The following is a 21,158-nucleotide window of genomic DNA, read 5'->3' as shown; positions in this document are numbered from 1 at the left end:
GAGGAATCAACATGTCCCTTGCACTTGATGCCGGCCCCGAGGAGCCGCTGCTGCCTGGGTGGACGATCGGCCGTGCCCTCGATGCTGCCGTGTCTGCGTGGCCATCGAACGACGCTCTTGTCTCAGTCGAGCAGGGCGTGCGCCTGACGTATTCGGAGTTGTCAGCCGAAGTAGACGGCGTCGCGCGCGGCCTGATTGCTCGTGGGGTAAGCCGCGGCGACAGAGTCGGTATTTGGGCGCCCAATTGCGCTGAGTGGGTGATCGTTCAATATGCAACCGCCCGCCTTGGTGCGATCCTGGTAACCGTCAATCCGGCGTACAGAACTAACGAACTCGCCTACGTGATGAAGCAGGCAGGGGTATCTCTGCTCATCGCTGCATCCAAGTTCAAGACGAGCGATTACGTCGCGATGGCCATCGAAGCAGCCCCGAACTTGCCATCGGTATTCTTTGGGACCGCAGAGTGGGACGCGCTGCGGACGGGAGCAGGCGGAGAGCAGATCCCGGATGTCGAACTCTCCCCGACCGATCCTATCAATATTCAGTACACATCTGGGACGACCGGATTTCCAAAGGGTGCGACCCTTTCTCACCGGAATATCCTGGGGAACGGATTCCTAGTGGGGGAGGCATGCAACTACACGCCGGACGACCGCATCTGCGTCCCGGTCCCGTTCTACCACTGCTTCGGAATGGTGATGGGCAACCTCGCTGCGCTAACCCACGGTGCGAGCGTCGTCATTCCAGCACCTGCGTTCGATCCCGCGGCAACGCTCTCCGCGGTCGCTTCGGAACGCTGCACGTCCCTTTATGGCGTGCCGACGATGTTCATCGCTGAACTGGCACTGGAGGATTTGGACTCCTACGACCTCTCCTCGCTTCGAACCGGCATTATGGCTGGCTCTCCCTGCCCGGTTGAGGTCATGAAAAACGTCTCGGAGTTCATGCCAGAAGTCACTATCGCCTACGGTATGACCGAAACCTCACCGGTTTCCACGCAGACGAAGGCCGACGACACGTTGGAACACCGGACGGCGACGGTCGGCCGAGTTCATCCGCACGTGACCATAAAAATTGTCGACCGATCGAGCGGCGAAATCGTAGAACGGGGCGAGACGGGCGAGTTGTGCACTGCTGGCTACGGGCTGATGCTCGGATATTGGGACGATCCGGAGATGACCAGCGAAGCTGTAGATTCGGAAGGCTTCATACATACCGGTGATCTCGCTATGATGGATATGGACGGTTACATCTCGATCGTTGGCCGCTCGAAGGACATGGTGATTCGCGGCGGCGAAAACGTCTATCCACGGGAGATCGAAGAGTTTCTATACACGCATCCGGACATCCTGGATGCACAAGTCATCGGTGTCCCCGACGCGAAATACGGCGAAGAGCTCTGCGCCTGGGTACGACTCCGCGACGGCGCGACGTTCGGTGAGGAAGATCTGCGCCAGTTCTGCCACGGCAAGCTCTCCCACTACAAGATCCCGCGCTACCTCCGGATCACGCAGGAGTTTCCTATGACCGTGACCGGCAAGGTTCAGAAGTTCAAGATGCGGGAAGTGTCAATCGAAGAGCTCTCCCTTCAAGGCGCCGCCTGCATCGTGACTGCTTAGCCTTCTTGCTCCAGGCAACTTGTGCGCACGATTGCCGACTGGACCCAAGACGTGTAGGGCCCGCGTTTCGTACTGAACCCGGATCCACCGATGAGGTAGTGGGCCGGGGCCTGTCGTAACGGACGAATGCCCTGCTGTGCAAGGAGAATGTGGCTTGCGAAGGTCACATCGATCTTGAACAGAAGGGCATCCGCGAAATGCAAGCTTCTCATGCTGCGGCGGCGGTGTCAGCACGCTTCGATGATCCGAATCTGGTGTCGTGCGGCGGGCTGGAGCCGGTGCTGCGACTGGCCGACTCGTGCGGTCTGGCGGATCTGGTCGGGCAGCGGCTGAGCGTGCCGTCGCCGAACGCGCACCTGAAGGTGCCGGCGCTGGTCGCGGGCATGGTCGCCGGCGCGGACAGCATCGATGACATGGATCTGCTGCGCCACGGCGGCATGGACCGCCTGTTCGACGGGGTGCGGGCGCCCTCGACGCTAGGCACGTTCCTGCGCTGCTTTACCTTCGGCCACGTGCGTCAGCTCGACTCGCTCGCGGCGAGCGTGCTGGTCGGGCTGGCGCAGCGGACACCGTTGCTGCCGGCGGCCGATCAGCTCGCGTTCCTGGACATCGATGACACCATCCGCGCGACGCACGGTTACGCCAAACAAGGTGCCGGCTACGGGTATTCGAAGGTGAAAGGCCTCAACGCGTTGCTGGCCACGCTGTCCACCCCGGCCGCCGCTCCGGTGATCATCGCGTCCCGGCTGCGGAAAGGATCGACGAACTCCGCCCGCGGCGCGGCGCGGCTGCTGTCCGACGCGCTGGCCACCGCGCGACGCTGCGGTGCCGGCCCGCTGCTGATCGTGCGCGCCGACTCCGCGTACTACAACCAGGCCGTGATCGCCGCCGCGATCCGGGCCGGCGCGAGGTTCTCGGTCACCGCACGCATGGACCCGGCCGTCCGCCGCGCGATCGCCACGATCGAGGAGTCAGCGTGGACACCGATCCACTATCCCAACGCGGTCTGGGACGAGGACGAGCAACACCTGGTCTCTGACGCCGAGGTCGCCGAAATACCGTTCACCGCCTTCGGCTCCCGAGGCAAGGCCGAGCGGATCGAGGCCCGCTTGATCGTGCGCCGTGTCAAGCGGCTCAACCCCAAACACGTGCCGGCCGGGCAGAGCGAACTGTTCGCCACCTACCGCCACCATGCCGTGTTCACCGACTCGCCGATGTCGATGCTCGACGCTGAAGCCGACCACCGCGCCCACGCGATCATCGAACAGGTCAACGCCGACCTGAAATCGGGCGCGCTCGCGCACCTGCCCTCCGGGTCGTTCGCCGCCAACTCTGCCTGGCTGGTGCTCGCCGCGATCGCGTTCAACCTCACCCGCGCCGCCGGATGCCTCGCCTCGCCCTGGCACGCCCACGCCACCGGCGCCACCATCCGCCGACACCTGATCACCGTCCCAGCCCGGATCGCCCGCTCGGCACGACGCATCCGGCTGCACCTACCCATGAACTGGCCCTGGCATCAGGACTGGCAACAACTATTCGACGCGCTGCACCCGCCGCCCACAGCCGCCTAAACGGCACACCCCGGCCCAACAGCCCCCAAGATCATCAAGTGGAAAAGCCGGGCAGACCGGCAGCACCGCCGCAACCACAATCAGATCAACCCACCTGAAGATCAACAAGCTCGACCGAAACGATCACGCCAATTCACGCGGTGGATCTGGGCTGAACAGTCGACTCACCTACATCGCGTCGTTCACCTGCAGGAGGCTGGACCTCATGGGTCAAGATCAACACTTGGCTGATAGGTGAACTGCGCCCAGAACATCATCCCGTACCGAAAGAGGGGCTATGCCCGCCGCCGACGACACACCGCCGCTGGCAGCCGCCGGTCGGTCGACGCGGTCGGCTGCGCTGTGCATGGCGGCTTCGGCGGCCGGACCACAGCACCGGCAGATGCCTTGACACCAGCTGGGCGGTAGGTAGACTGAATACGCATTCATCAAGCTTTCAGCGGTACGTGACGGCGGCCGTCGCAACCCGAAGGCGGTCGACGCGCGTTCGAGTTGGGCGCTTGGCACGGCCGACGGTAATTCCGACCATGGAGTTCGATATGACTGCAATTGCTAGCCGGATCCCTGTGATGTCCGGCGACGGCCATTCCGGACTTCCAACAGCCGAGTATCGCGGCTATTTGGAGAAGCGTCTACATGCTGATTTCGATCGCTACCTAACGAAGCATGCGTGGCGATGGTCGCCCCTGCGAGCCGAGTCGTACCTGCCTAGCGATTTCAATGACAAGTTCATCGGGACGGCTGGATTCGATCCGGCGAGGGGATCGTCGATTGCCTGGGATCCGAAGTTACGCGTCAGCGAAATGAATCTTGCCGGGATCGTGTGTGATGTCCTTTTCCCGGACGATCAAAACACAAACGATCCTCCCTTCGGGGCCGGGCTTGCACATGCTGTGGAAGGCATGATCGGAACTGAAGGCTATCCACCCTCGCTTGTTCGCGCGGGTGCCCGGGCATACAACCGTTGGCTCGCCGAGTTCTGCTCGGTCGATCCGAAGCGACTCTTGGGGTTGACCCTGCTCGGCACGCTTGACGACCCGAACTGGTGCGTCGAAGAAATAGAACGGGCGTACGATGATGGCCTTCGGACGGGCGTCGTTTTGCCACTGGAGTACTACCTACCGCTATACCACCACCGGCGGTACGACATTCTTTGGGAACGTTGCGCCGACTTAGGGTTGACGGTGTGCGTCCACCCTGGACGGGGCGCACCAACTTACAATGGTGACAACGAGTACGAGGAGAGGTCCATCTTCTTAATGGAAGTGGGCTGGTACGCGCACCGACCATTGTGGTCGTTTATTATCGGAGGCGTTTTCGACAGATTCCCGCGGCTTAACCTTGCCTTCGCCGAGCTTGGAATCAGCTGGATCACTCCAATTCTCGACAGAATCGAAAAGGGTGAGCTGAATTCCTCGCCGGCGGGTCGCCGGGCTGCCGGGCTGGACAGCGCACACGAATACTGGAACCGGCATTGCTATGCGGTCCACTCTTCCTACCAAGTGGCGGAAGACTTCGTGAATCCGGGTATCTCCAATGTTCTTTGGGGTGGTGATATTTCGCATGGCGAGGGTGCCTGGCCCACTGCGGGTGAGGGGCTTAGCGGAGTGCCTCTCAAGCGTGCCGAGTGCCTGCGTCGCTTACTGGCCGGTCTACCTGAAGAGCAAGCACATCGCGTGCTGTGCGGCGTGTTTGAGAAAGCGTTCGCTAACGTCGATATGGCATGCCTCGCCGACGTGACCGAGAGCGTTGGCCTGTCGCGCGAAGAGCTGCAGCTAGCCTAGCGCGTTGACCTGTTCATTACGCCGTGCAGGCACCTTCTTGGCCGTGAAGTCGTGAAGTGAACCGGCTCGCTTTGGGGCTCGTCCGGAGTAAGGGTGTAATCGCGATCTGAACCCACCGACGTCGAGCAGAGATCTTGCTAGGTAGTGGGTGAGGTTGCGGAAGCCGAGTGCGGATCCGCGCAGGTGTTTCAGGCGGCCGTTGATGGCTTCGGTCGGGCGGGTCTGGTGCCGGGCCAGTCGAAGTAGGCCAGCACGTCGCCGGCTCGTCGGTGCAGGGTGCGCCCGAGTGCGTTTCGTCAAGCGATCTGGCCCCACTGTCGTCAGGCGGTTTCTAGCGATCGTTGCAACACCGGAGGTTTCCGGGAGCTGCTATGGCGGGTCGTGGTCGGCGTGGTCGCGAGCCAGATGTTGACAAGCGTGAGCGGTTTGCTGAGCTGATCGCGCAGGGGGTGAGTAACCGGCGGGCGTGCCAGCTCGTGGGCATCGCGCGCAAGACGGGGACACGCTGGCGGTTGGGGCGCACAGTCACGCTTCCCGACGGTCGCAAGCGCCACTATTCGCCCGTGGTCAACGCGCCGAGTCGAGAGATCTCGCCACGCTACCTGTACGAGGACGAGCGGGTCCGTATCGCCGACCTGCGCCGGTCCGGGCTGAGCATGCGCGCGATCGCGGCCGAGTTGGGCAGGCCGGCGTCCACGGTCAGCCGCGAGCTGCGTCGTAACCGAGACCTGGACAGTGGGCGGTATCTGCCGTTCGCCGCGCAGCGGATGGCCGAGGCTCGCCGTACCCGGCCGGGCCGCAGCAAGCTGGTCAACGACGCCGAGCTGCGTGCGTTCGTGCAGGATCGGCTGGAGAAGCGGTGGAGTCCGGAGCAGATCGCCCACGCGCTGCGGGAGGAGTTCCCGAACCGGCCGGACCGGCACCTGGTGCCGGAAACGATCTATCAGGCGATCTACCGACCCGGTTGTGGTGGGCTGCGCCGGGACCTGCCGCCGGTGCTGCGCACTCGTCGACGGCGCCGTAAGCCGCATCGGCGCCCTGACCAGCGCCGGCCGACGAAGCTGGTGGATATGACGATGATCGACCAGCGGCCCGCGGAGGCGGCCGACCGGTCCGTTGCTGGGCACTGGGAAGGCGATTTGATCACCGGTGCGCAGAACCGGTCGGCGATCGGCACGCTGGTCGAACGGTGTTCCCGGTTCACGATCTTGCTGCATCTACCCGAACGACACACCGCCGAGGCGGTTCGTGACGCGATCATCGCCGCGTTCGCGCCGCTGCCGCCGCAGCTGCGTCGGTCGTTGACGTGGGATCAGGGCAGTGAGCTGGCGTTGCACGCTGAGATCGCTGCTGCGTTGGGTATGCCGGTGTTCTTCTGCGATCCTCACTCGCCGTGGCAGCGGCCGAGCAACGAGAACACCAACGGCCTGTTGCGTCAGTACTTCCCGAAGGGCAGCGACCTGCGCGTCCACGACGCCGTCCGGCTCGAGGAGGTCGCTGCCGAGCTGAATGACCGTCCCCGTAAGACCCTGGACTGGCACACCCCGGCCCGGCTGTTCATCGCGCCCGCAGGCGGTGTCCTAGCCTGAACCATGTGATCGAGGAGGCCGCCGCCGATGCGGAGGAGGTCCGCCTGTCGGCCGACGACGCCGCAGAGCTGGCCGACCTGCTGCGGATCTGGCACGGCTGGCTTACCGGCGAGGACACCGACCTGCTGGCCGCCTCACTGGAGCGCATGCCCGAGGGCCCGGACAGCGTCCCTGCGCTGCAAGTGATGCTGACCCGCCTGGCGGCGCGGCTCGATCCTCGCCGCGCGGTGGACTTCTGACCCGACGACGACGAGGGCGAACCGGTGCCGGACATGCGACGACGTACCCCAGAGCCACCACCGACGGGCATGCCCATCGTGGAGCACAAACCCGGGCTGGCGAAGGAGATGCTGCGCGAGTTGGCGCCTCTGCTGGCCGAGGAGGGTATCGACGTCGATGACATCGACGCGCCTGACCTGGAAACGTTGCAGGCGGCGATGAACCGTGCGGTCGAACGGCGCAACATGCAACTGTTCAGCCCGGTCGGTGAAGCTCGCGGGTACGCGATCACCACGCTGCGGCTGGCCATCGAAGCGATCGTCGATGACGACACTCGCAGCGCCGCCGCGGTAATCGACTCCGTCCCACCCGAGTCCCCGAACAACGACAGCGCCACTGTGGCCGGCTGCATCGGCGTCGCCCTCGGGCTACTCGACACCTGGCTGTCCGGCCACGACCTCGACGCTCCGACCGGGCTCGCCAGCCACGCTCGGCTGCCGGCCGGGCACTGGACCGGGGAACGTGCAGCCACCGACATCCTCACCCTCGCCGGCAAAGGCAGGGCGTTCCGCTCCCTCGACACACTGATCACCCGCCAAGGCGGGCAGCAGCTCCTCTATGGCTCAGTGCTCGCCCTCACCGCCGCAGCGCAGGCCTGGGCCCGCAACACCGACACGTCGCTGCTCGAACTCATCCACACCATCGTCCGCTGACCAAGCACTACCATCCCGCCATCAAGTCGTCGTGTTGCGACGATGACTGGAACCCGCCTCATGAATTCTGGCCCCAACCGGTGCGGCTGCGTGCTTACTGACAACCATAGGTTGACAGCGACAACCGATGGTTGTCATGATTTGCTGCATGACAAGAAACTCGAGCCGTGACCAGACGTTTCAGCGGATCAAGGAGGTGCGGGCCGAAGCCATTGAGCACACCAGATTGGCTCGCGCGCTGGCGGTTGAGCGTCGTGACCTGATGCAGGAGCTTCTCGACGGTGGCCTGTCGCAGGCGGACATCGCCCGGGAACTTGGGGTTTCGCGGCAGGCGATTCAGAAAATGATGGCGCTGTCCTGACCCTCGGTCTGCCGTGGTCAGCGGTTCGACGCGCGGCGCCGGCCGTTCTTGCTGGTGCGCAGCCGGTAGGACTGGGTGCCGGTTTCGAGGATGTGGGCGTTGAAGGTGACGCGGTCGACGATAGCGGCGACGAGCCTCGGATCGGGGAACACGCTGCCCCACTCGGAGAAGGGCAGGTTGGTGGCGATCGCGATGGAGGCTCGCTCTTCGCGTTCGGTGATGATCTGGAATAGCAGCTCCGCGCCGCGTGGATCGATCTGGACGTAGCCGAGTTCGTCGAGGCAGAGTAGGTCGAGGCGTCCGTGGCGGCCGACCACTGTCGGCGTACGACCTCATCTGGCGAGGTGCGTACGACCTCACGTCCTGAGGTCGGCGCGGTGTGATCATGTCATCGCTTCACCTCCTGTGACCAGGGCGAGTCGGTCTTTGAGGCGGTAGCTGGGGCCGTTGATGCTGATGACGTCGCAGTGGTGCAGGAGCCGGTCGAGGATGGCGGTGGCGAGGACGTCGTCTCCCAGGACCGAGCCCCATTCGGCGAAGCTCTTGTTGCTGGTGATGATCATGGAGCCGCGTTCGTAGCGGCGGGAGACGAGTTGGAAGACCATGTTGGCTTCGGCGCGGTCCAGCGGCAGGTAGCCGACCTCGTCGACGACGAGGACGGCGGGTCGGAGGTAGGCAGCCAGTTGCCGGTTGAACCGGCCGGTGGCCTCGGCGGCTCGGAGCCGGCGGACCAGGTCGTCGAGGCTGGTGAAGTAGATCGAGTAGCCGGCTTGGCAGGCGGCGACGGCGAGCGCGACGGCGATCATCGTCTTGCCGACGCCGGGTGGTCCGAGCAGGGTGATGTTGCTGCGCCGGTCGATGAACTCCAGGGTGGCCAGGTCTTTGATTTTGCGCGGGTCGAGGTCGGGTTGGAAGGCGAAGTCGAACTGTTCGAGGGTCTTGTGGTGCGGCAGCCCGGACAGCTTCAAGGCGTTGCGGAACCGGCGGGACTCACGCAGCCCGAGTTCTTCTTCCAGGACTTGGTCGAGGAACTCGAGGTAGCTCAGCTGCTCGGTCTCGGCGCGGGTGGTGAGCTGGTCGACGGTTTCGATCAGGTGATTGAGGCCGAGCTTGCCGGCGTGGTCGCGGATGCGGGCACTGACCAGTTCACTCATCGCGGCTGTCCTGTCGATCGGGCGTGCTGGTGTTCGACCGCGATCTCGGCGGCGGTGGCGAGCTGGTGGCGCAGTTCCGCGGCGGTGAAGCCGAGGTCGTCGATGAACAGGTTGAGGTCGTAGCCGCTCGCGTGTGGACCGAGATGAGTGCACAGTTCGGCGCGCACGGCTGGGTCGGCGTGGCGGATGAACTCGTCGCAGCGCTCGAGCAGCTCGGCGATCTTTTCCACGGTCTGGGCGGTCAGCGTGATGCGGGTGCGGTTGCCGATGGTGGTCATGATTTCTAGCTCCTGTCGAAGGTGGTCGCGGCAGCGGCGATGGCTTGGTAGTCGGTCAGCGGCCGCCGAGCGACCGGGACGGCGGCGGTGGTGTTGGCGTTCAGCAGCGCGGCGAGCGGGTTCGGTTCACCGAACCCGCGTGGTGCCGAGGGCAGGGCGTGCTGACCTTCGGGGGCGGTGGTCTCAACGACGGTGGCGCGGGTGTGTCCGTCGGGCAGCCCGTTCCAGTGCGCTTCATCGACGACCCAGCTGCCTCGGTTGGCCGCGCGGGGATGCACGGCCAGCAGCTCGCCGACGCCGGTGTCGGTGGGCAGGGAGTGGATCGCGACCAGCTCGGCGCCGACGCGGACTTCGACCCGCTGCCCGGCCCTGATCTTGACCGCGGGCACCGAGTAGAGGCTGGCCTCGAAGCTGATCAGGCAGTCCTTCCCGACCCGACGCAGGTGCCGGTCGGTGACCAGATAGGGCTGGTCCGGCAAGGGCAGCAGCGCGGCCCGGTCCCGTTCGGCGCGCACCGCGATCACCTCACCGTGGGTGCGGTGGATCTGGGCGCGGCGGATCGGCAGCCAGTCGCCGAACGCCGCGTCCAGCTCGGCGATCGACTCGAAGCTGCGAGCGGCCAGCACGTGCTCACGCCCGATCAGCACCTGGCGTTCGACCCGGCCCTTTCCGGTTGGTCGGTAGGCGGCCAGCACGTCGATGACGAACCCGTAGTGCTCGGCGAACGCGGCCGCTTCCTGGTGCAGCGGCACCGCCGCCCGTGGCGCGACATGCCGCTTGATCACCGTCTTGGTGCGGTCATAGACGATCGAGCCCGGCACCCCACCGAAGTGCGCGAACGCACGCCGGTGGCAGTCCCAGAACGTGGCCATGTCCTGGCTGGTCACATAGCAGCAGAACGGGTCGCGCGAGTAGGACAGCGTGCAGTGGAACGAGTACACCTTGCCGATCCCGACGTGCGCCAAGATCGCGCCCTCGTCGCCCCAGTCGACCTGCGCCTGCGCGCCGGCGATCACCTCGAAGCGGCGATGCAACCCGGCCAGCGGGTTCTCATCGTCCTCGACCAGTTCGGCCTCGATCCGCGGCCGGGCCTCGGCCAGGTGCATCTTGACCCGCTGGTAGCTGCCGGTGAACCCGTGATCGGCGACCAGCCGCTCATGGACCACCGTGCCCTTGATCGTGATATCGGCCCGCAGCCACGAATCGATCAACCCCACGAACGGGGTGATCACCCGCGGCTGCGTGCCCGCCCGCGTCGGCGCCGCCGGCGGCACCACCGGCGCGTCATCGGCCAGGTACTTCTTGACCGTCTTCCAGTCATGCCCGGTCTCCCGGGCGATCTCCGCGATCGTCACCCCAGCCGCATGCAGGGCGCGGAAACGTCGTAGGTCCATCCATTGCTCCGCATCGAGGATCATGCGAGGTGGTCTCCCTCCGGTCTGATCTGCCTGGCAGCTGACAGATCGGAGGGTGATCAACACTCACGGCGAACAGGACTCGACGCGCCGAGAGCTCAGGACATGAGGTCGTACCCAGCTAGGGACATGAGGTCGTACGCGGACAGACCACTCGTGAGAGGACGCGTTCGTCGGCGGCTTCGACGAGTTCGTTGACGAGCTGTGCGGTGGTGACGTAGCGGACTCGGCGGCCTTGTTCGCAGGCGGCGAGGCCGAGGCCGATGAGCAGGTGGGACTTGCCGGTGCCGGAGTGGCCGAGTAGCACGACTGGTTCGCCGGCGTCCATGTAGTGCCCGGCAGCGAGGTGGGCGAGGGTGGCGGCCTGGATGGTGGGGACGGCGTCGACGTTGAAGTCGGCGAGTCGTTTCAGGCGGGGGAATTTCGCGTCGTTGATGCGTCGGGTGCGGCGTCGTTCGGTGCGGTCATCAACTTCGGCTGCAAGGACCTCGGCCAGGTAGGCCAGGTGCGTCAGTCGTTCCCGGTTGGCGATGTCTGCCAGCCGTGCGGATTCGGTGCGGACGGTCGGCAGGTGCAGCTCGCGAGCCGCTGCGCCGATGGAGGCCTGTGCTGCTGCGTCGACGGTCGACGCCTTCGAGGTGGTCGTGGTGGTCATGTTCCGCTCCCGGTCAGTAGCTGGTCGTAGTCGGCGAGGGTGGGTGCCGGTCGGTCGTAGCGGGCCAGCGCCCCAATCGGGACGACCGGTGCGACCTGGGTGGTGTCGCGGCGGGCGTCGATCAACACCACCTGCGGGTCGAGGCAGCCTGACGTGACGGCGCGGTCCATCGCCGCGACCAACGACGCGGCGGGCATGGTGCGGTGGGCGAGCAGGATCTCGACCAACGCCCTCGTGCCAGCACTGTCGCCGCGGGCCCGGCGGGCGGCGTCCCAGTAGGCCTGATGCGAAGCGGTGAACGCCCGGCTGGCCTTGGCCTGCGCGAGCGCTGTCGCTCCGGGGAGTCCGCCGGGCTTGGTCTTGAGAACCTCCAGGTAGTGATCCAAGGTGAGAACTTCGACGTGACGCCCGACCGCGCGTTCGTGCCGGGCGACCAGCTTCGATCCGTCATAGATCTCAACGGTGCGGGCGGCAAGTCGGACCGGGAGCCGCCGGCCGGCGTAGCGGGCAGGGACGGAATAGAAACACTGCCGCACCGACACCCGCGCCCGGTTGTCGACACGGGCTTCGAGCTGCCGTGCGGGGTCGAACGGCTCACCGCGCAGCGGCATCAGGTGCGGTGCTTCGGCGGTGAACGCGGCCTCGATAGTGACCGGCCTGCCGGTGATCACACGCTCGTCATCGACCAAGTCACCGGCGGCGATCAGCTCGTTCAACGCCGCGAGCGAGTCGACCTTCGGGACTGGGACGAGGTGGCGTCGGCGGAAGCGGCCGATCTCGCCCTCGACGCCCCCCTTCTCGTGGGCTCCTTCGATGCCGGGGCGGCAGAAGAACGAGTCGAATCCGTAGTGGCTGCGCAGCGCGGTGAACCGCTCGGACTCCGTCCGGTCCCGTCCTTTGAGGACGCGGACGACGGCGGGTTTGAGGTTGTCGTAACGGACACGGCCGGGGACGCCGCCGAAGTGCTCGAACGCCAGCACGTGCCCCTCCAGAAACGCTTCCTGGGCCTGGGTGCCGAACGCGACGTGGAACGCCCGGCCCGAGTGCGACAGGCGCAGCACGAACATCCAGCACTTGATCCAGACACCGGCGATCGTCGCGTAGAACTCGCCGAAGTCGACCTCGCCCTCCGCGCCGGCAAGGTGCGTCTGCGGGATCGCCACCTCCCGCTGCACCAGGCCGAGCTCGACCCGTCGGCGGGCGACGTAACGCGACACCGTCACCTCCGACACCGTCGCCTGGTGTTCGGCGACCAGCCGCTGCCAGACCCGTCGCGCCGTGTGACGCTGCTTGCGCGGCGCGTCCTGGTCCTCGAGCAGCCAGCCGTCGATCACCGTCGCGAACGGGTCGATCGCCGGCCGTGGCCGCGGCGGGTAGGCCTTGCGAGGTGGCGGCACCGCCGCGGCGAGCGCCTGCCGCACCGTCCGACGGTGCACACCATGCTTCTCGGCCAGCTCGCGGATCGACAGCTCTTCTTGCCGATGATCGCGCCTGATCTGCTCGAACAGTTCCACCCTCGACCGCACCTGACCGACCTTCCCGCCGACAACCGGACGGGACGATCTGAACGAGGGTGGGGCCAACATTCGTGACGACACACCGCACCACCCGGGCGGGATGATCACCACCCCAGGTGGGGCCAACATTCATGCAGAACGACGGGGCGGGTTCCAGTCATCGTCGCAACACGACGACTTGATGGCGGGATGGTAGTGCTTGGTCAGCGGACGATGGTGTGGATGAGTTCGAGCAGCGACGTGTCGGTGTTGCGGGCCCAGGCCTGCGCTGCGGCGGTGAGGGCGAGCACTGAGCCATAGAGGAGCTGCTGCCCGCCTTGGCGGGTGATCAGTGTGTCGAGGGAGCGGAACGCCCTGCCTTTGCCGGCGAGGGTGAGGATGTCGGTGGCTGCACGTTCCCCGGTCCAGTGCCCGGCCGGCAGCCGAGCGTGGCTGGCGAGCCCGGTCGGAGCGTCGAGGTCGTGGCCGGACAGCCAGGTGTCGAGTAGCCCGAGGGCGACGCCGATGCAGCCGGCCACAGTGGCGCTGTCGTTGTTCGGGGACTCGGGTGGGACGGAGTCGATTACCGCGGCGGCGCTGCGAGTGTCGTCATCGACGATCGCTTCGATGGCCAGCCGCAGCGTGGTGATCGCGTACCCGCGAGCTTCACCGACCGGGCTGAACAGTTGCATGTTGCGCCGTTCGACCGCACGGTTCATCGCCGCCTGCAACGTTTCCAGGTCAGGCGCGTCGATGTCATCGACGTCGATACCCTCCTCGGCCAGCAGAGGCGCCAACTCGCGCAGCATCTCCTTCGCCAGCCCGGGTTTGTGCTCCACGATGGGCATGCCCGTCGGTGGTGGCTCTGGGGTACGTCGTCGCATGTCCGGCACCGGTTCGCCCTCGTCGTCGTCGGGTCAGAAGTCCACCGCGCGGCGAGGATCGAGCCGCGCCGCCAGGCGGGTCAGCATCACTTGCAGCGCAGGGACGCTGTCCGGGCCCTCGGGCATGCGCTCCAGTGAGGCGGCCAGCAGGTCGGTGTCCTCGCCGGTAAGCCAGCCGTGCCAGATCCGCAGCAGGTCGGCCAGCTCTGCGGCGTCGTCGGCCGACAGGCGGACCTCCTCCGCATCGGCGGCGGCCTCCTCGATCACATGGTTCAGGCTAGGACACCGCCTGCGGGCGCGATGAACAGCCGGGCCGGGGTGTGCCAGTCCAGGGTCTTACGGGGACGGTCATTCAGCTCGGCAGCGACCTCCTCGAGCCGGACGGCGTCGTGGACGCGCAGGTCGCTGCCCTTCGGGAAGTACTGACGCAACAGGCCGTTGGTGTTCTCGTTGCTCGGCCGCTGCCACGGCGAGTGAGGATCGCAGAAGAACACCGGCATACCCAACGCAGCAGCGATCTCAGCGTGCAACGCCAGCTCACTGCCCTGATCCCACGTCAACGACCGACGCAGCTGCGGCGGCAGCGGCGCGAACGCGGCGATGATCGCGTCACGAACCGCCTCGGCGGTGTGTCGTTCGGGTAGATGCAGCAAGATCGTGAACCGGGAACACCGTTCGACCAGCGTGCCGATCGCCGACCGGTTCTGCGCACCGGTGATCAAATCGCCTTCCCAGTGCCCAGCAACGGACCGGTCGGCCGCCTCCGCGGGCCGCTGGTCGATCATCGTCATATCCACCAGCTTCGTCGGCCGGCGCTGGTCAGGGCGCCGATGCGGCTTACGGCGCCGTCGACGAGTGCGCAGCACCGGCGGCAGGTCCCGGCGCAGCCCACCACAACCGGGTCGGTAGATCGCCTGATAGATCGTTTCCGGCACCAGGTGCCGGTCCGGCCGGTTCGGGAACTCCTCCCGCAGCGCGTGGGCGATCTGCTCCGGACTCCACCGCTTCTCCAGCCGATCCTGCACGAACGCACGCAGCTCGGCGTCGTTGACCAGCTTGCTGCGGCCCGGCCGGGTACGGCGAGCCTCGGCCATCCGCTGCGCGGCGAACGGCAGATACCGCCCACTGTCCAGGTCTCGGTTACGACGCAGCTCGCGGCTGACCGTGGACGCCGGCCTGCCCAACTCGGCCGCGATCGCGCGCATGCTCAGCCCGGACCGGCGCAGGTCGGCGATACGGACCCGCTCGTCCTCGTACAGGTAGCGTGGCGAGATCTCTCGACTCGGCGCGTTGACCACGGGCGAATAGTGGCGCTTGCGACCGTCGGGAAGCGTGACTGTGCGCCCCAACCGCCAGCGTGTCCCCGTCTTGCGCGCGATGCCCACGAGCTGGCACGCCCGCCGGTTACTCACCCCCTGCGCGATCAGCTCAGCAAACCGCTCACGCTTGTCAACATCTGGCTCGCGACCACGCCGACCACGACCCGCCATAGCAGCTCCCGGAAACCTCCGGTGTTGCAACGATCGCTAGAAACCGCCCGGCCGAAGTGGGGCCAAGTCAGGTGATCACACGCACCCGAGGGTGATCAGTTCGGTGAGTTCGGCCGGGACGTGAGCACTGATCGTGGTGATGAGCTTCTTCAGTTCGGCCCTTCGGAGCGGACTTCGACCATGTCCAGCAGCCGTGCCGGGCCGGCCCCGTCACGCACCGGGGTGAGGTCGAGGACCACGGTGACGTACTTGTCGCCCGTCGGGTGTGCCGCACGGCCTGCTCGTCGACGCCGATCACGGCCACGCCATCGAGGCGGCGCGGGTCATTGATCAGCACTCGGCGGCCCTTGTCGAGTACCGCGCTGTTGGCGGGTGTTCCAGGTGACTGCGAGGGCTTCGGCGACGCGGGCGATCGTGAGGTGCTGCACGACGATCGCCTGCAACGCCCACCGCAGCGCCGTCCGCGACAGTCGCGCCCGCGGCTCAGCCGCGCGAGCGGTGTCCTGCCGCCACACCGGAGAGCACGACGCGCATCGGTAGCGGCGGATCGTGATCAGCAGCGTGGTCGGCCGCCACCCGAACGGCTCGTGCGCCAGCCGTCGGGTCACCGTGTCGCGCGGTACTCCTTCCCCCCCGCACCGACGGCACCACCGGTCGAACTCGCCGGGCTCGACCCGACATGCCAGCACCGCCCGATCCGGCTGAAGGGTAGTGCCCGACGACCCCCAACCCGAGCTCGTCAAGACGGCGGAACGCGCCCAGGTCAGGGCGCACGAAGAAGGTGGCGTCAGGCACGTCGAGGTCTTCCGAGTGGGCGGTGTGAGAACTCCCATCATCGGAAGATCTCGATCCGCGCCCCGGCACCGACGTGCCAGGAACTACACCCTCATCCGGAAGCGCCGACATACCCGAGGGTTTCAAGTCGGCGAAGGCGTGGGACGTCACTCCACACCGCTTCGTCGTGGTCGCGAAACGCGGCCAGCTTGGCCACACCGCGTGGCCCATGTAACGCCGCTTGCCTGCGAGACCTTGACGTCGATCTCGGGTGCGCCTATCTTGAATACGAATTCAAACCCAGACAACTACTCGCATCTGTCGTCGGCGGGTCATGTAGCGCGGACGTGACGTAATACCCACCTGGACGCTCGCCAAGTCATCACAGAGGAGAGGTAATGCGAAGTACTTACCGTTCACGTCGCGCGACGGAGAAGCGTCTGCCGGCAAGAGGATGGAAGATCGTCATTCCAGCGACGGCATGCCTCGCGCTGACCTTGGCCGCCTGCAGCAGCACCGCCGGCGGAGCCGCCACGAGTTCAACGACGGCAAGCAGCTCGTCCACCGGTACTGGAGACACTCCGACGGGCTCCCCGATCACAATCGGATCAGTGCAGACGGCAAGCGGCGCGTTCGGTGATCCGCTTTTCCTGAAGATCACCGATGTATGGGCCAAGTGGACAAACGCACACGGCGGCATCAACGGACACCCGGTGAAGGTGATCGCGGTCGACGACGCTGGCAACCCTGCCCAGGGTCTGAGCGCCGTCAAGAAGTTGGTCGAGCAGGACCATGTGGTCGCGATCGTGGGTTCGCAGGCCGGCACATTCGGCTCCTGGACGCCCTATCTCGAGCAGAAGCACGTTCCGATCATCGGCGGGGCTGCAACAGGTAATACGACGGGCTCTCCGAAGTACGGATTCCCGGCCGCATTGGGCGTCAGCGAGCTGATCAGCGCTCAATTCGAGCTCTACAAGAGCCTCGGATTCAAGACGGTGGCAAATCTGCTTGCGCAAGGTGCTGGGCAGAATGTGCAGCAGTTCGAAGCCGCGCTGAGCTCGGCGGCTGCGGCGACCGGGGTCAAGATCGTTTACACCACGACAGTATCGCCGACCTCGCCTGACTTCACGGCCCCTTGCCTCTCGGTGAAGAACTCGAAGGCAGACATCGCCGCCGTCGGAATCTCGCCGACGGTGACGCTGAACATCATCAAGACGTGCATGCGGCAGGGCTACGCCGGTGCCTACCTGACCACTAACGGTCTGGCCAACCCCGCATGGGATAAGGATTCGGATCTGAGGGGCGCAACGCTCTATCTGGTGGATGACGTGTGGCCGTTCGACGAACAGCGCACCCAGGCTCAGAAGGACTACTTCGCTGCGATCAACCAGTACGATCCGGGCATGTTGACCAATGCCGGCTATAACGCGTACGTCCAGAGCGCGTGGGTGGCGTTTCAGCTGTTCAGGACGGCGGCCGAAAACGCCAAGCTCACCCCCACGTCAACGGGTGATGATCTCCTTCCCGGCTTGTACGCAATCAAGAACAACACACTCGACGGCCTGACGGGGCCGCTGACGTTTAGCGCCAGCGACAAGCTTCACGTCGACAACTGCTACTACATCTCACAGCTGAAGGATGGACAGTGGTCGAACGTTGGTGCAGACACAACGCACTGCGTGACACCGTGAACCAAATTCGTCACGGCTAACCTACGAGGGGCCGGTCAGGGTGCATCGCCCCTTGGCCGGCCCCGCACCCTTCCGACCCGCACATTCCGAGCCGCGGAGACAAGATGCACGACCTCCTCCCGTACCTCATCATCGGGCTGACGAGCGGCTCGGTATACGCGCTCATAGCACTCGGCCTCGTGCTCACGTACAAAGTCTCCAACATATTCAATCTCGCACACGGCGCAATCGCGACCGTATCGGCGTACATCTTCTATGCGTTGCACGTGCAGCATCACGTGTCCTGGCCACTCGCAGCCCTCGCCTCAGTCGTCGGCGCGGGTCTCGTGTTCGGCCTCATCATGGAACGGATCGCCAAGGCCCTGGAGGGCGCCGACTTCACGATGCGGATCGTCGCCACCGTCGGCATACTGCTCCTAATCACCAATACCTGCCAGCTCGCGTTCGGAAGTTTTCCGCTGCCGGTCGAACCGTTCTTGCCCGTGAACGTCGTTAACATCTTCGGCGTCGCCGTCACCGTCGACCGCATCATCATCGTCGCCGTTGCGCTCATCGCAACGGTCGCGCTGTACGTGTTCTTCCGCAACAGTCGGCTCGGCAAGTCGATCCGTGCCGTCGTCGACAACGCAGAACTCCTCGACCTGTCCGGTACCAGCCCCACGCGCGTGAGGCGGGTCGCGTGGATCATCGGCTGCACATTCGCGACCCTGTCCGGCCCGCTGCTCGTCGACACTTTGGGAAGCGTCGACGTCGGAACGCTGACGGCCCTGGTGATCCAGGCCTTCGCGGCAGCTGCATTGGGATCGTTCTCGAGCCTTCCGCTGACGTACGTTGGCGGCCTGTTTATCGGGCTGGCCACGAGCGTGTCCACGAAATACATCCACACATCTGACCAGATCGTCAGCGCGATCCCATCGGCCATGCCGTTCATCATCTTGTTCGTTTTGATGCTTGTCATGCCGAAAGCCCGGCTCGTCGTCAGATCCATGATGAAACGAAAGTTGCACGTCCGCTGGTCACTACCACCGCGCTTTCAGATAGGAACGGGGATTGCCACTCTGACACTTCTCTTCACAGTGCCGTTGTGGGCCGGCTACCACCTCGGCGACTGGACTGCGATGCTCAGCTACGTCGTCCTTTTCCTGTCGGTCGGCCTCTTGGTGAGGACTTCTGGGCAGGTCGCGCTATGTCATGCGACCTTCGCCGCAATCGGGGCAGTGGCATTCTCGAAACTGGCTCATGAAGCCGGGATCCCCTGGTTAGTCGCACTCGTTCTGGCCGGCCTGGTCGTTGTGCCGATCGGAGCGATCATCGCGATCCCTGCCATCCGCCTATCCGGCACCTTCTTGGCACTGGCGACACTCGGCTTCGGTCTGCTCGTGCAGAGTGTGTTCTATCAGTCGAGCTGGATGTTCGGCCTCGATGGCTTCGGGCTCGCGATGCCGAAGCCGCACCTCTCATGGCTCGCGCTCGATACAGATACCGGCTTCTACTACGTTGTTCTCGCGGTCGCCTGCGTAACAGCGTTAGTCGTTGTGACCCTAGTCCGAAGCCGGCTGGGAAGATTGTTGCGAGCTATGGCCGACTCGCCACAGGCTCTCGCAACCGCCGGAGTCAGTGTCAATCTCACGCGCTTGCTTGTTTTCTGCATATCTGCCTTCTTCGCGGCAATCGCGGGAGCGCTTTACGGCATGTACATCGTCGCTCCGACCGGCCAGTCGTTCGATGCGTTCACGTCAGCCACCTACGTCACCTTGTTAGCGATCATGTCGGGTATCGCGCCCTGGTACGCCCTCAACGGAGCCATAGCGCTGACCATCGTTAGCTCCTACTGGCACCCGACCGGGATGAGCAACTACCTGCAAATTCTGTTTGGGCTCTCGGCGATCAGCGTGGCTATTCTGCCGCCACAGGGCTTGCCGGCCGGGGTCCGCGCGAAGATCGACCGGTGGGGCGGAGCGAACCCCGAGGCGCCCAAAGCGAGACAGGTGACGGCACCCAAACGTGACATCCGTCGCGGTCGTCGTATCTCGCCGGGAAGACTGGAGGTCCAAGACCTAACCGTCCGCTTCGGCGGCCTCACTGCGGTACGCAACTTCGATCTCGAAGCGCATACCGGGACTATCACCGGGTTGATCGGCCCGAACGGTGCGGGCAAGACAACAATCTTCAACGTGTGCTCCGGGCTGATCCGCCCGACCGGCGGTCGAGTTACTTTCGCCGGCGCCGACATATCGCGTCTAAGTCCTGCCGCCCGTGCGCGCCGCGGCATTGGGCGCACCTATCAACACATCGAGCTTTGGGATTCCATGACGGTGCGCCAGAACGTCACCCTTGGGCACGAGGGCGCGCTCGCGGGTAGCAACATCGTGCGCCAGCTGGTTCCCATGCGCGGGGATCGCAACGCTGCGGTCAGCGCAGCCGACGACGCGATTGCACTATGCGGACTGACCGAGCTCGCGGACGCGGTCGTGGCCTCGTTATCAACCGGGAAGCGGCGCCTGATCGAGCTTGCACGTTGTCTAGCTGGCGACTTCACCCTGTTGCTACTCGACGAACCGTCCTCCGGCCTGGACGCGTTTGAGACCGAAGCGTTCGGGCACGTCTTGCGGCAAGTTGTGGAAGAACGGGGGATCGGAATCTTGCTGGTCGAACACGATATGCGCCTCGTAATGGACGTCTGCGAGTACATCTACGTCCTCGATTTCGGCGAAGAGATCTTCCGGGGCACCCCACATGAAGTCGCCGCATCCACGGTCGTGCGATCGGCTTACCTAGGCTCCGAGGAACTGGATGTAGCAACCCGGGCGGTCCACCTGGCATGAACACCAGGATGAAGCCGCCTGCCAAGCGTCGAAGACCGCGTCGCCGATCCACTCGCGTTTGATGACTTATCTGGAGCGCTGGCCGTCGTCACAACGTGTGTGCTCGCCGCTGCGATTCGCCGTCCGAGCTTGCGCCGCGGTGAGGAATCCAGCGGGTCCGTGAGGGGAGCGGCGGGGCTCCGCCACTCAGCCCGGCATGGCGTGCGTCGGGACGAACGGCGCGCGGACTCAGCTCCGGTCTGACCGACTTGGTCCAAATTCGTGCGCACCTGCGCAGGTCAGGTGATCAGGGCGAGGGGTTCGCGCAGGTCGGCGGGGAGTGGATCCTCGGCGGTGAGGAGGTGTTCGCCGGCGCAGCTGTCGACGGTGCGGTAGTTCGCCAGCGGGCCTCAGTGCTACCGAGGCCGACGGCCGCGGCGTCTGCGTGCTGGGACTGCTGCGTGCCATCGAGACCGTGCGCCGCGAGGAACGCGAACTCGAAGCCGAGATCATCGAACGTCTCGACGCGCACGCCGACGCCCACATCTTCACCAGCCTGCCCAAGGCCGGGCACGGCGTCCGCGCTGCGGCAATGCTGGCCGAGATCGGCGACGTCCGATCTTGCTTTCCCGACGAGGAATCCCTCGCTGCCCTGGCCGGA

The 21,158-nt window shown here is 65.3% G+C and carries 18 protein-coding genes and 3 pseudogenes; 9 read left to right on the top strand and 12 right to left on the bottom strand.

Annotation, left to right across the window (positions count from 1 at the left end; translation table 11 throughout):
- Positions 1-11 precede the first annotated feature (11 nt).
- The 3 genes from M6B22_RS06670 (at position 12) to M6B22_RS06660 (ending at position 4,974) form a co-directional block, all read left to right on the top strand.
- Complete coding sequence (locus M6B22_RS06670) at positions 12-1,619, top strand: AMP-binding protein (protein ID WP_269444985.1); 1,608 nt, start codon at positions 12-14, stop codon at positions 1,617-1,619.
- A 197-nt stretch (positions 1,620-1,816) separates the two neighbouring features.
- Entirely contained in the window at positions 1,817-3,190 is a 1,374-nt protein-coding gene (locus tag M6B22_RS06665) for an IS1380 family transposase (protein WP_269444984.1), read from the top strand.
- Between the two features lie 527 nt (positions 3,191-3,717).
- Entirely contained in the window at positions 3,718-4,974 is a 1,257-nt protein-coding gene (locus tag M6B22_RS06660; protein ID WP_269444983.1) for an amidohydrolase family protein, read from the top strand.
- Between the two features lie 87 nt (positions 4,975-5,061).
- Here the strand turns inward: M6B22_RS06660 and M6B22_RS06655 are convergent.
- A pseudogene (locus M6B22_RS06655) lies at positions 5,062-5,261 on the bottom strand (transposase); the annotation flags it as partial.
- An 84-nt stretch (positions 5,262-5,345) separates the two neighbouring features.
- Here M6B22_RS06655 and M6B22_RS06650 point away from each other — a divergent pair.
- From M6B22_RS06650 to M6B22_RS06635, 4 genes are all read left to right on the top strand, one after another.
- Complete coding sequence (locus M6B22_RS06650) at positions 5,346-6,563, top strand: IS30 family transposase (RefSeq protein WP_407935588.1); 1,218 nt, start codon at positions 5,346-5,348, stop codon at positions 6,561-6,563.
- Between the two features lie 5 nt (positions 6,564-6,568).
- A complete protein-coding gene (locus tag M6B22_RS06645; RefSeq protein ID WP_269444191.1) occupies positions 6,569-6,802 on the top strand; it encodes a hypothetical protein in 234 nt (77 codons plus the stop codon).
- Between the two features lie 69 nt (positions 6,803-6,871).
- Complete coding sequence (locus M6B22_RS06640) at positions 6,872-7,495, top strand: hypothetical protein (protein ID WP_269444192.1); 624 nt, start codon at positions 6,872-6,874, stop codon at positions 7,493-7,495.
- A 148-nt stretch (positions 7,496-7,643) separates the two neighbouring features.
- A complete protein-coding gene (locus tag M6B22_RS06635) occupies positions 7,644-7,856 on the top strand; it encodes a helix-turn-helix domain-containing protein (RefSeq protein WP_269444982.1) in 213 nt (70 codons plus the stop codon).
- Between the two features lie 17 nt (positions 7,857-7,873).
- Here the strand turns inward: M6B22_RS06635 and M6B22_RS06630 are convergent.
- The 11 genes and pseudogenes from M6B22_RS06630 to M6B22_RS06580 all read right to left on the bottom strand — a co-directional run.
- A pseudogene (locus tag M6B22_RS06630) lies at positions 7,874-8,173 on the bottom strand (ATP-binding protein); the annotation flags it as partial.
- Positions 8,174-8,239: 66 nt separating this feature from the next.
- Positions 8,240-9,010 (bottom strand): IS21-like element helper ATPase IstB, encoded by a 771-nt coding sequence (gene istB, locus M6B22_RS06625; protein ID WP_269444980.1) that lies wholly within the window; start codon positions 9,008-9,010, stop codon positions 8,240-8,242.
- A complete protein-coding gene (locus M6B22_RS06620) occupies positions 9,007-9,288 on the bottom strand; it encodes a hypothetical protein (RefSeq protein WP_269444979.1) in 282 nt (93 codons plus the stop codon). The genes istB and M6B22_RS06620 overlap by 4 nt, the downstream gene beginning before the upstream one ends.
- Before the next feature lie 5 nt (positions 9,289-9,293).
- On the bottom strand, positions 9,294-10,706 hold the full coding sequence (gene istA / locus M6B22_RS06615) for an IS21 family transposase (protein WP_269444978.1): 1,413 nt from the start codon (positions 10,704-10,706) through the stop codon (positions 9,294-9,296).
- 118 nt (positions 10,707-10,824) lie between these two features.
- Positions 10,825-11,358 carry an ATP-binding protein gene (locus M6B22_RS06610; protein WP_269444977.1) on the bottom strand — a complete coding sequence of 178 codons (534 nt, stop codon included), beginning with the start codon at positions 11,356-11,358 and terminating at the stop codon, positions 10,825-10,827.
- Positions 11,355-12,884 carry an IS21 family transposase gene (gene istA / locus M6B22_RS06605; protein ID WP_269444976.1) on the bottom strand — a complete coding sequence of 510 codons (1,530 nt, stop codon included), beginning with the start codon at positions 12,882-12,884 and terminating at the stop codon, positions 11,355-11,357. The genes M6B22_RS06610 and istA (M6B22_RS06605) overlap by 4 nt, the downstream gene beginning before the upstream one ends.
- Positions 12,885-13,078: 194 nt before the next feature.
- Entirely contained in the window at positions 13,079-13,702 is a 624-nt protein-coding gene (locus tag M6B22_RS06600) for a hypothetical protein (protein WP_269444192.1), read from the bottom strand.
- Positions 13,703-13,771: 69 nt separating this feature from the next.
- A complete protein-coding gene (locus tag M6B22_RS06595; protein WP_269444191.1) occupies positions 13,772-14,005 on the bottom strand; it encodes a hypothetical protein in 234 nt (77 codons plus the stop codon).
- A 5-nt stretch (positions 14,006-14,010) separates the two neighbouring features.
- Positions 14,011-15,228: an IS30 family transposase gene (locus tag M6B22_RS06590; RefSeq protein WP_407935588.1), complete on the bottom strand. Its 1,218-nt coding sequence runs from the start codon at positions 15,226-15,228 to the stop codon at positions 14,011-14,013.
- Between the two features lie 161 nt (positions 15,229-15,389).
- Positions 15,390-16,023: pseudogene (locus M6B22_RS06585) on the bottom strand (ISL3 family transposase); the annotation flags it as partial.
- Positions 16,024-16,411: 388 nt separating this feature from the next.
- Positions 16,412-16,567, bottom strand: coding sequence for a hypothetical protein (locus M6B22_RS06580; protein ID WP_269445857.1), 156 nt, complete (start codon positions 16,565-16,567; stop codon positions 16,412-16,414).
- A 46-nt stretch (positions 16,568-16,613) separates the two neighbouring features.
- Between M6B22_RS06580 and M6B22_RS06575 the strand changes: the two genes are divergently transcribed.
- Together M6B22_RS06575 and M6B22_RS06570 are read left to right on the top strand one after the other, a co-directional pair.
- Positions 16,614-17,693, top strand: coding sequence for an ABC transporter substrate-binding protein (locus M6B22_RS06575; protein ID WP_331459795.1), 1,080 nt, complete (start codon positions 16,614-16,616; stop codon positions 17,691-17,693).
- Between the two features lie 104 nt (positions 17,694-17,797).
- Positions 17,798-20,518: an ABC transporter permease subunit gene (locus M6B22_RS06570; RefSeq protein WP_269444975.1), complete on the top strand. Its 2,721-nt coding sequence runs from the start codon at positions 17,798-17,800 to the stop codon at positions 20,516-20,518.
- Positions 20,519-21,158 lie beyond the last annotated feature (640 nt).

Origin of the sequence: Jatrophihabitans cynanchi (assembly GCF_027247405.1) — a bacterium.
GTDB lineage: Bacteria > Actinomycetota > Actinomycetes > Mycobacteriales > Jatrophihabitantaceae > Jatrophihabitans_B > Jatrophihabitans_B cynanchi.
The sequence above is the reverse complement of the archived record's forward strand: the minus strand, read 5'-3'. Positions and strand labels throughout refer to the sequence as shown.

Excerpts from the sequence above, each read along its gene's own strand:
- M6B22_RS06670 (WP_269444985.1), top strand. The coding sequence starts at position 12 with ATGTCCCTTGCACTTGATGCCGGCCCCGAGGAGCCGCTGCTGCCTGGG.
- M6B22_RS06665 (WP_269444984.1), top strand. The coding sequence starts at position 1,817 with ATGCAAGCTTCTCATGCTGCGGCGGCGGTGTCAGCACGCTTCGATGAT.
- M6B22_RS06660 (WP_269444983.1), top strand. The coding sequence starts at position 3,718 with ATGGAGTTCGATATGACTGCAATTGCTAGCCGGATCCCTGTGATGTCC.
- M6B22_RS06650 (WP_407935588.1), top strand. The coding sequence starts at position 5,346 with ATGGCGGGTCGTGGTCGGCGTGGTCGCGAGCCAGATGTTGACAAGCGT.
- M6B22_RS06640 (WP_269444192.1), top strand. The coding sequence starts at position 6,872 with ATGCCCATCGTGGAGCACAAACCCGGGCTGGCGAAGGAGATGCTGCGC.
- M6B22_RS06635 (WP_269444982.1), top strand. The coding sequence starts at position 7,644 with ATGACAAGAAACTCGAGCCGTGACCAGACGTTTCAGCGGATCAAGGAG.
- istB (WP_269444980.1), bottom strand. The coding sequence starts at position 9,010 with ATGAGTGAACTGGTCAGTGCCCGCATCCGCGACCACGCCGGCAAGCTC.
- M6B22_RS06620 (WP_269444979.1), bottom strand. The coding sequence starts at position 9,288 with ATGACCACCATCGGCAACCGCACCCGCATCACGCTGACCGCCCAGACC.
- istA (WP_269444978.1), bottom strand. The coding sequence starts at position 10,706 with ATGATCCTCGATGCGGAGCAATGGATGGACCTACGACGTTTCCGCGCC.
- M6B22_RS06610 (WP_269444977.1), bottom strand. The coding sequence starts at position 11,358 with ATGACCACCACGACCACCTCGAAGGCGTCGACCGTCGACGCAGCAGCA.
- M6B22_RS06600 (WP_269444192.1), bottom strand. The coding sequence starts at position 13,702 with ATGCCCATCGTGGAGCACAAACCCGGGCTGGCGAAGGAGATGCTGCGC.
- M6B22_RS06590 (WP_407935588.1), bottom strand. The coding sequence starts at position 15,228 with ATGGCGGGTCGTGGTCGGCGTGGTCGCGAGCCAGATGTTGACAAGCGT.
- M6B22_RS06570 (WP_269444975.1), top strand. The coding sequence starts at position 17,798 with ATGCACGACCTCCTCCCGTACCTCATCATCGGGCTGACGAGCGGCTCG.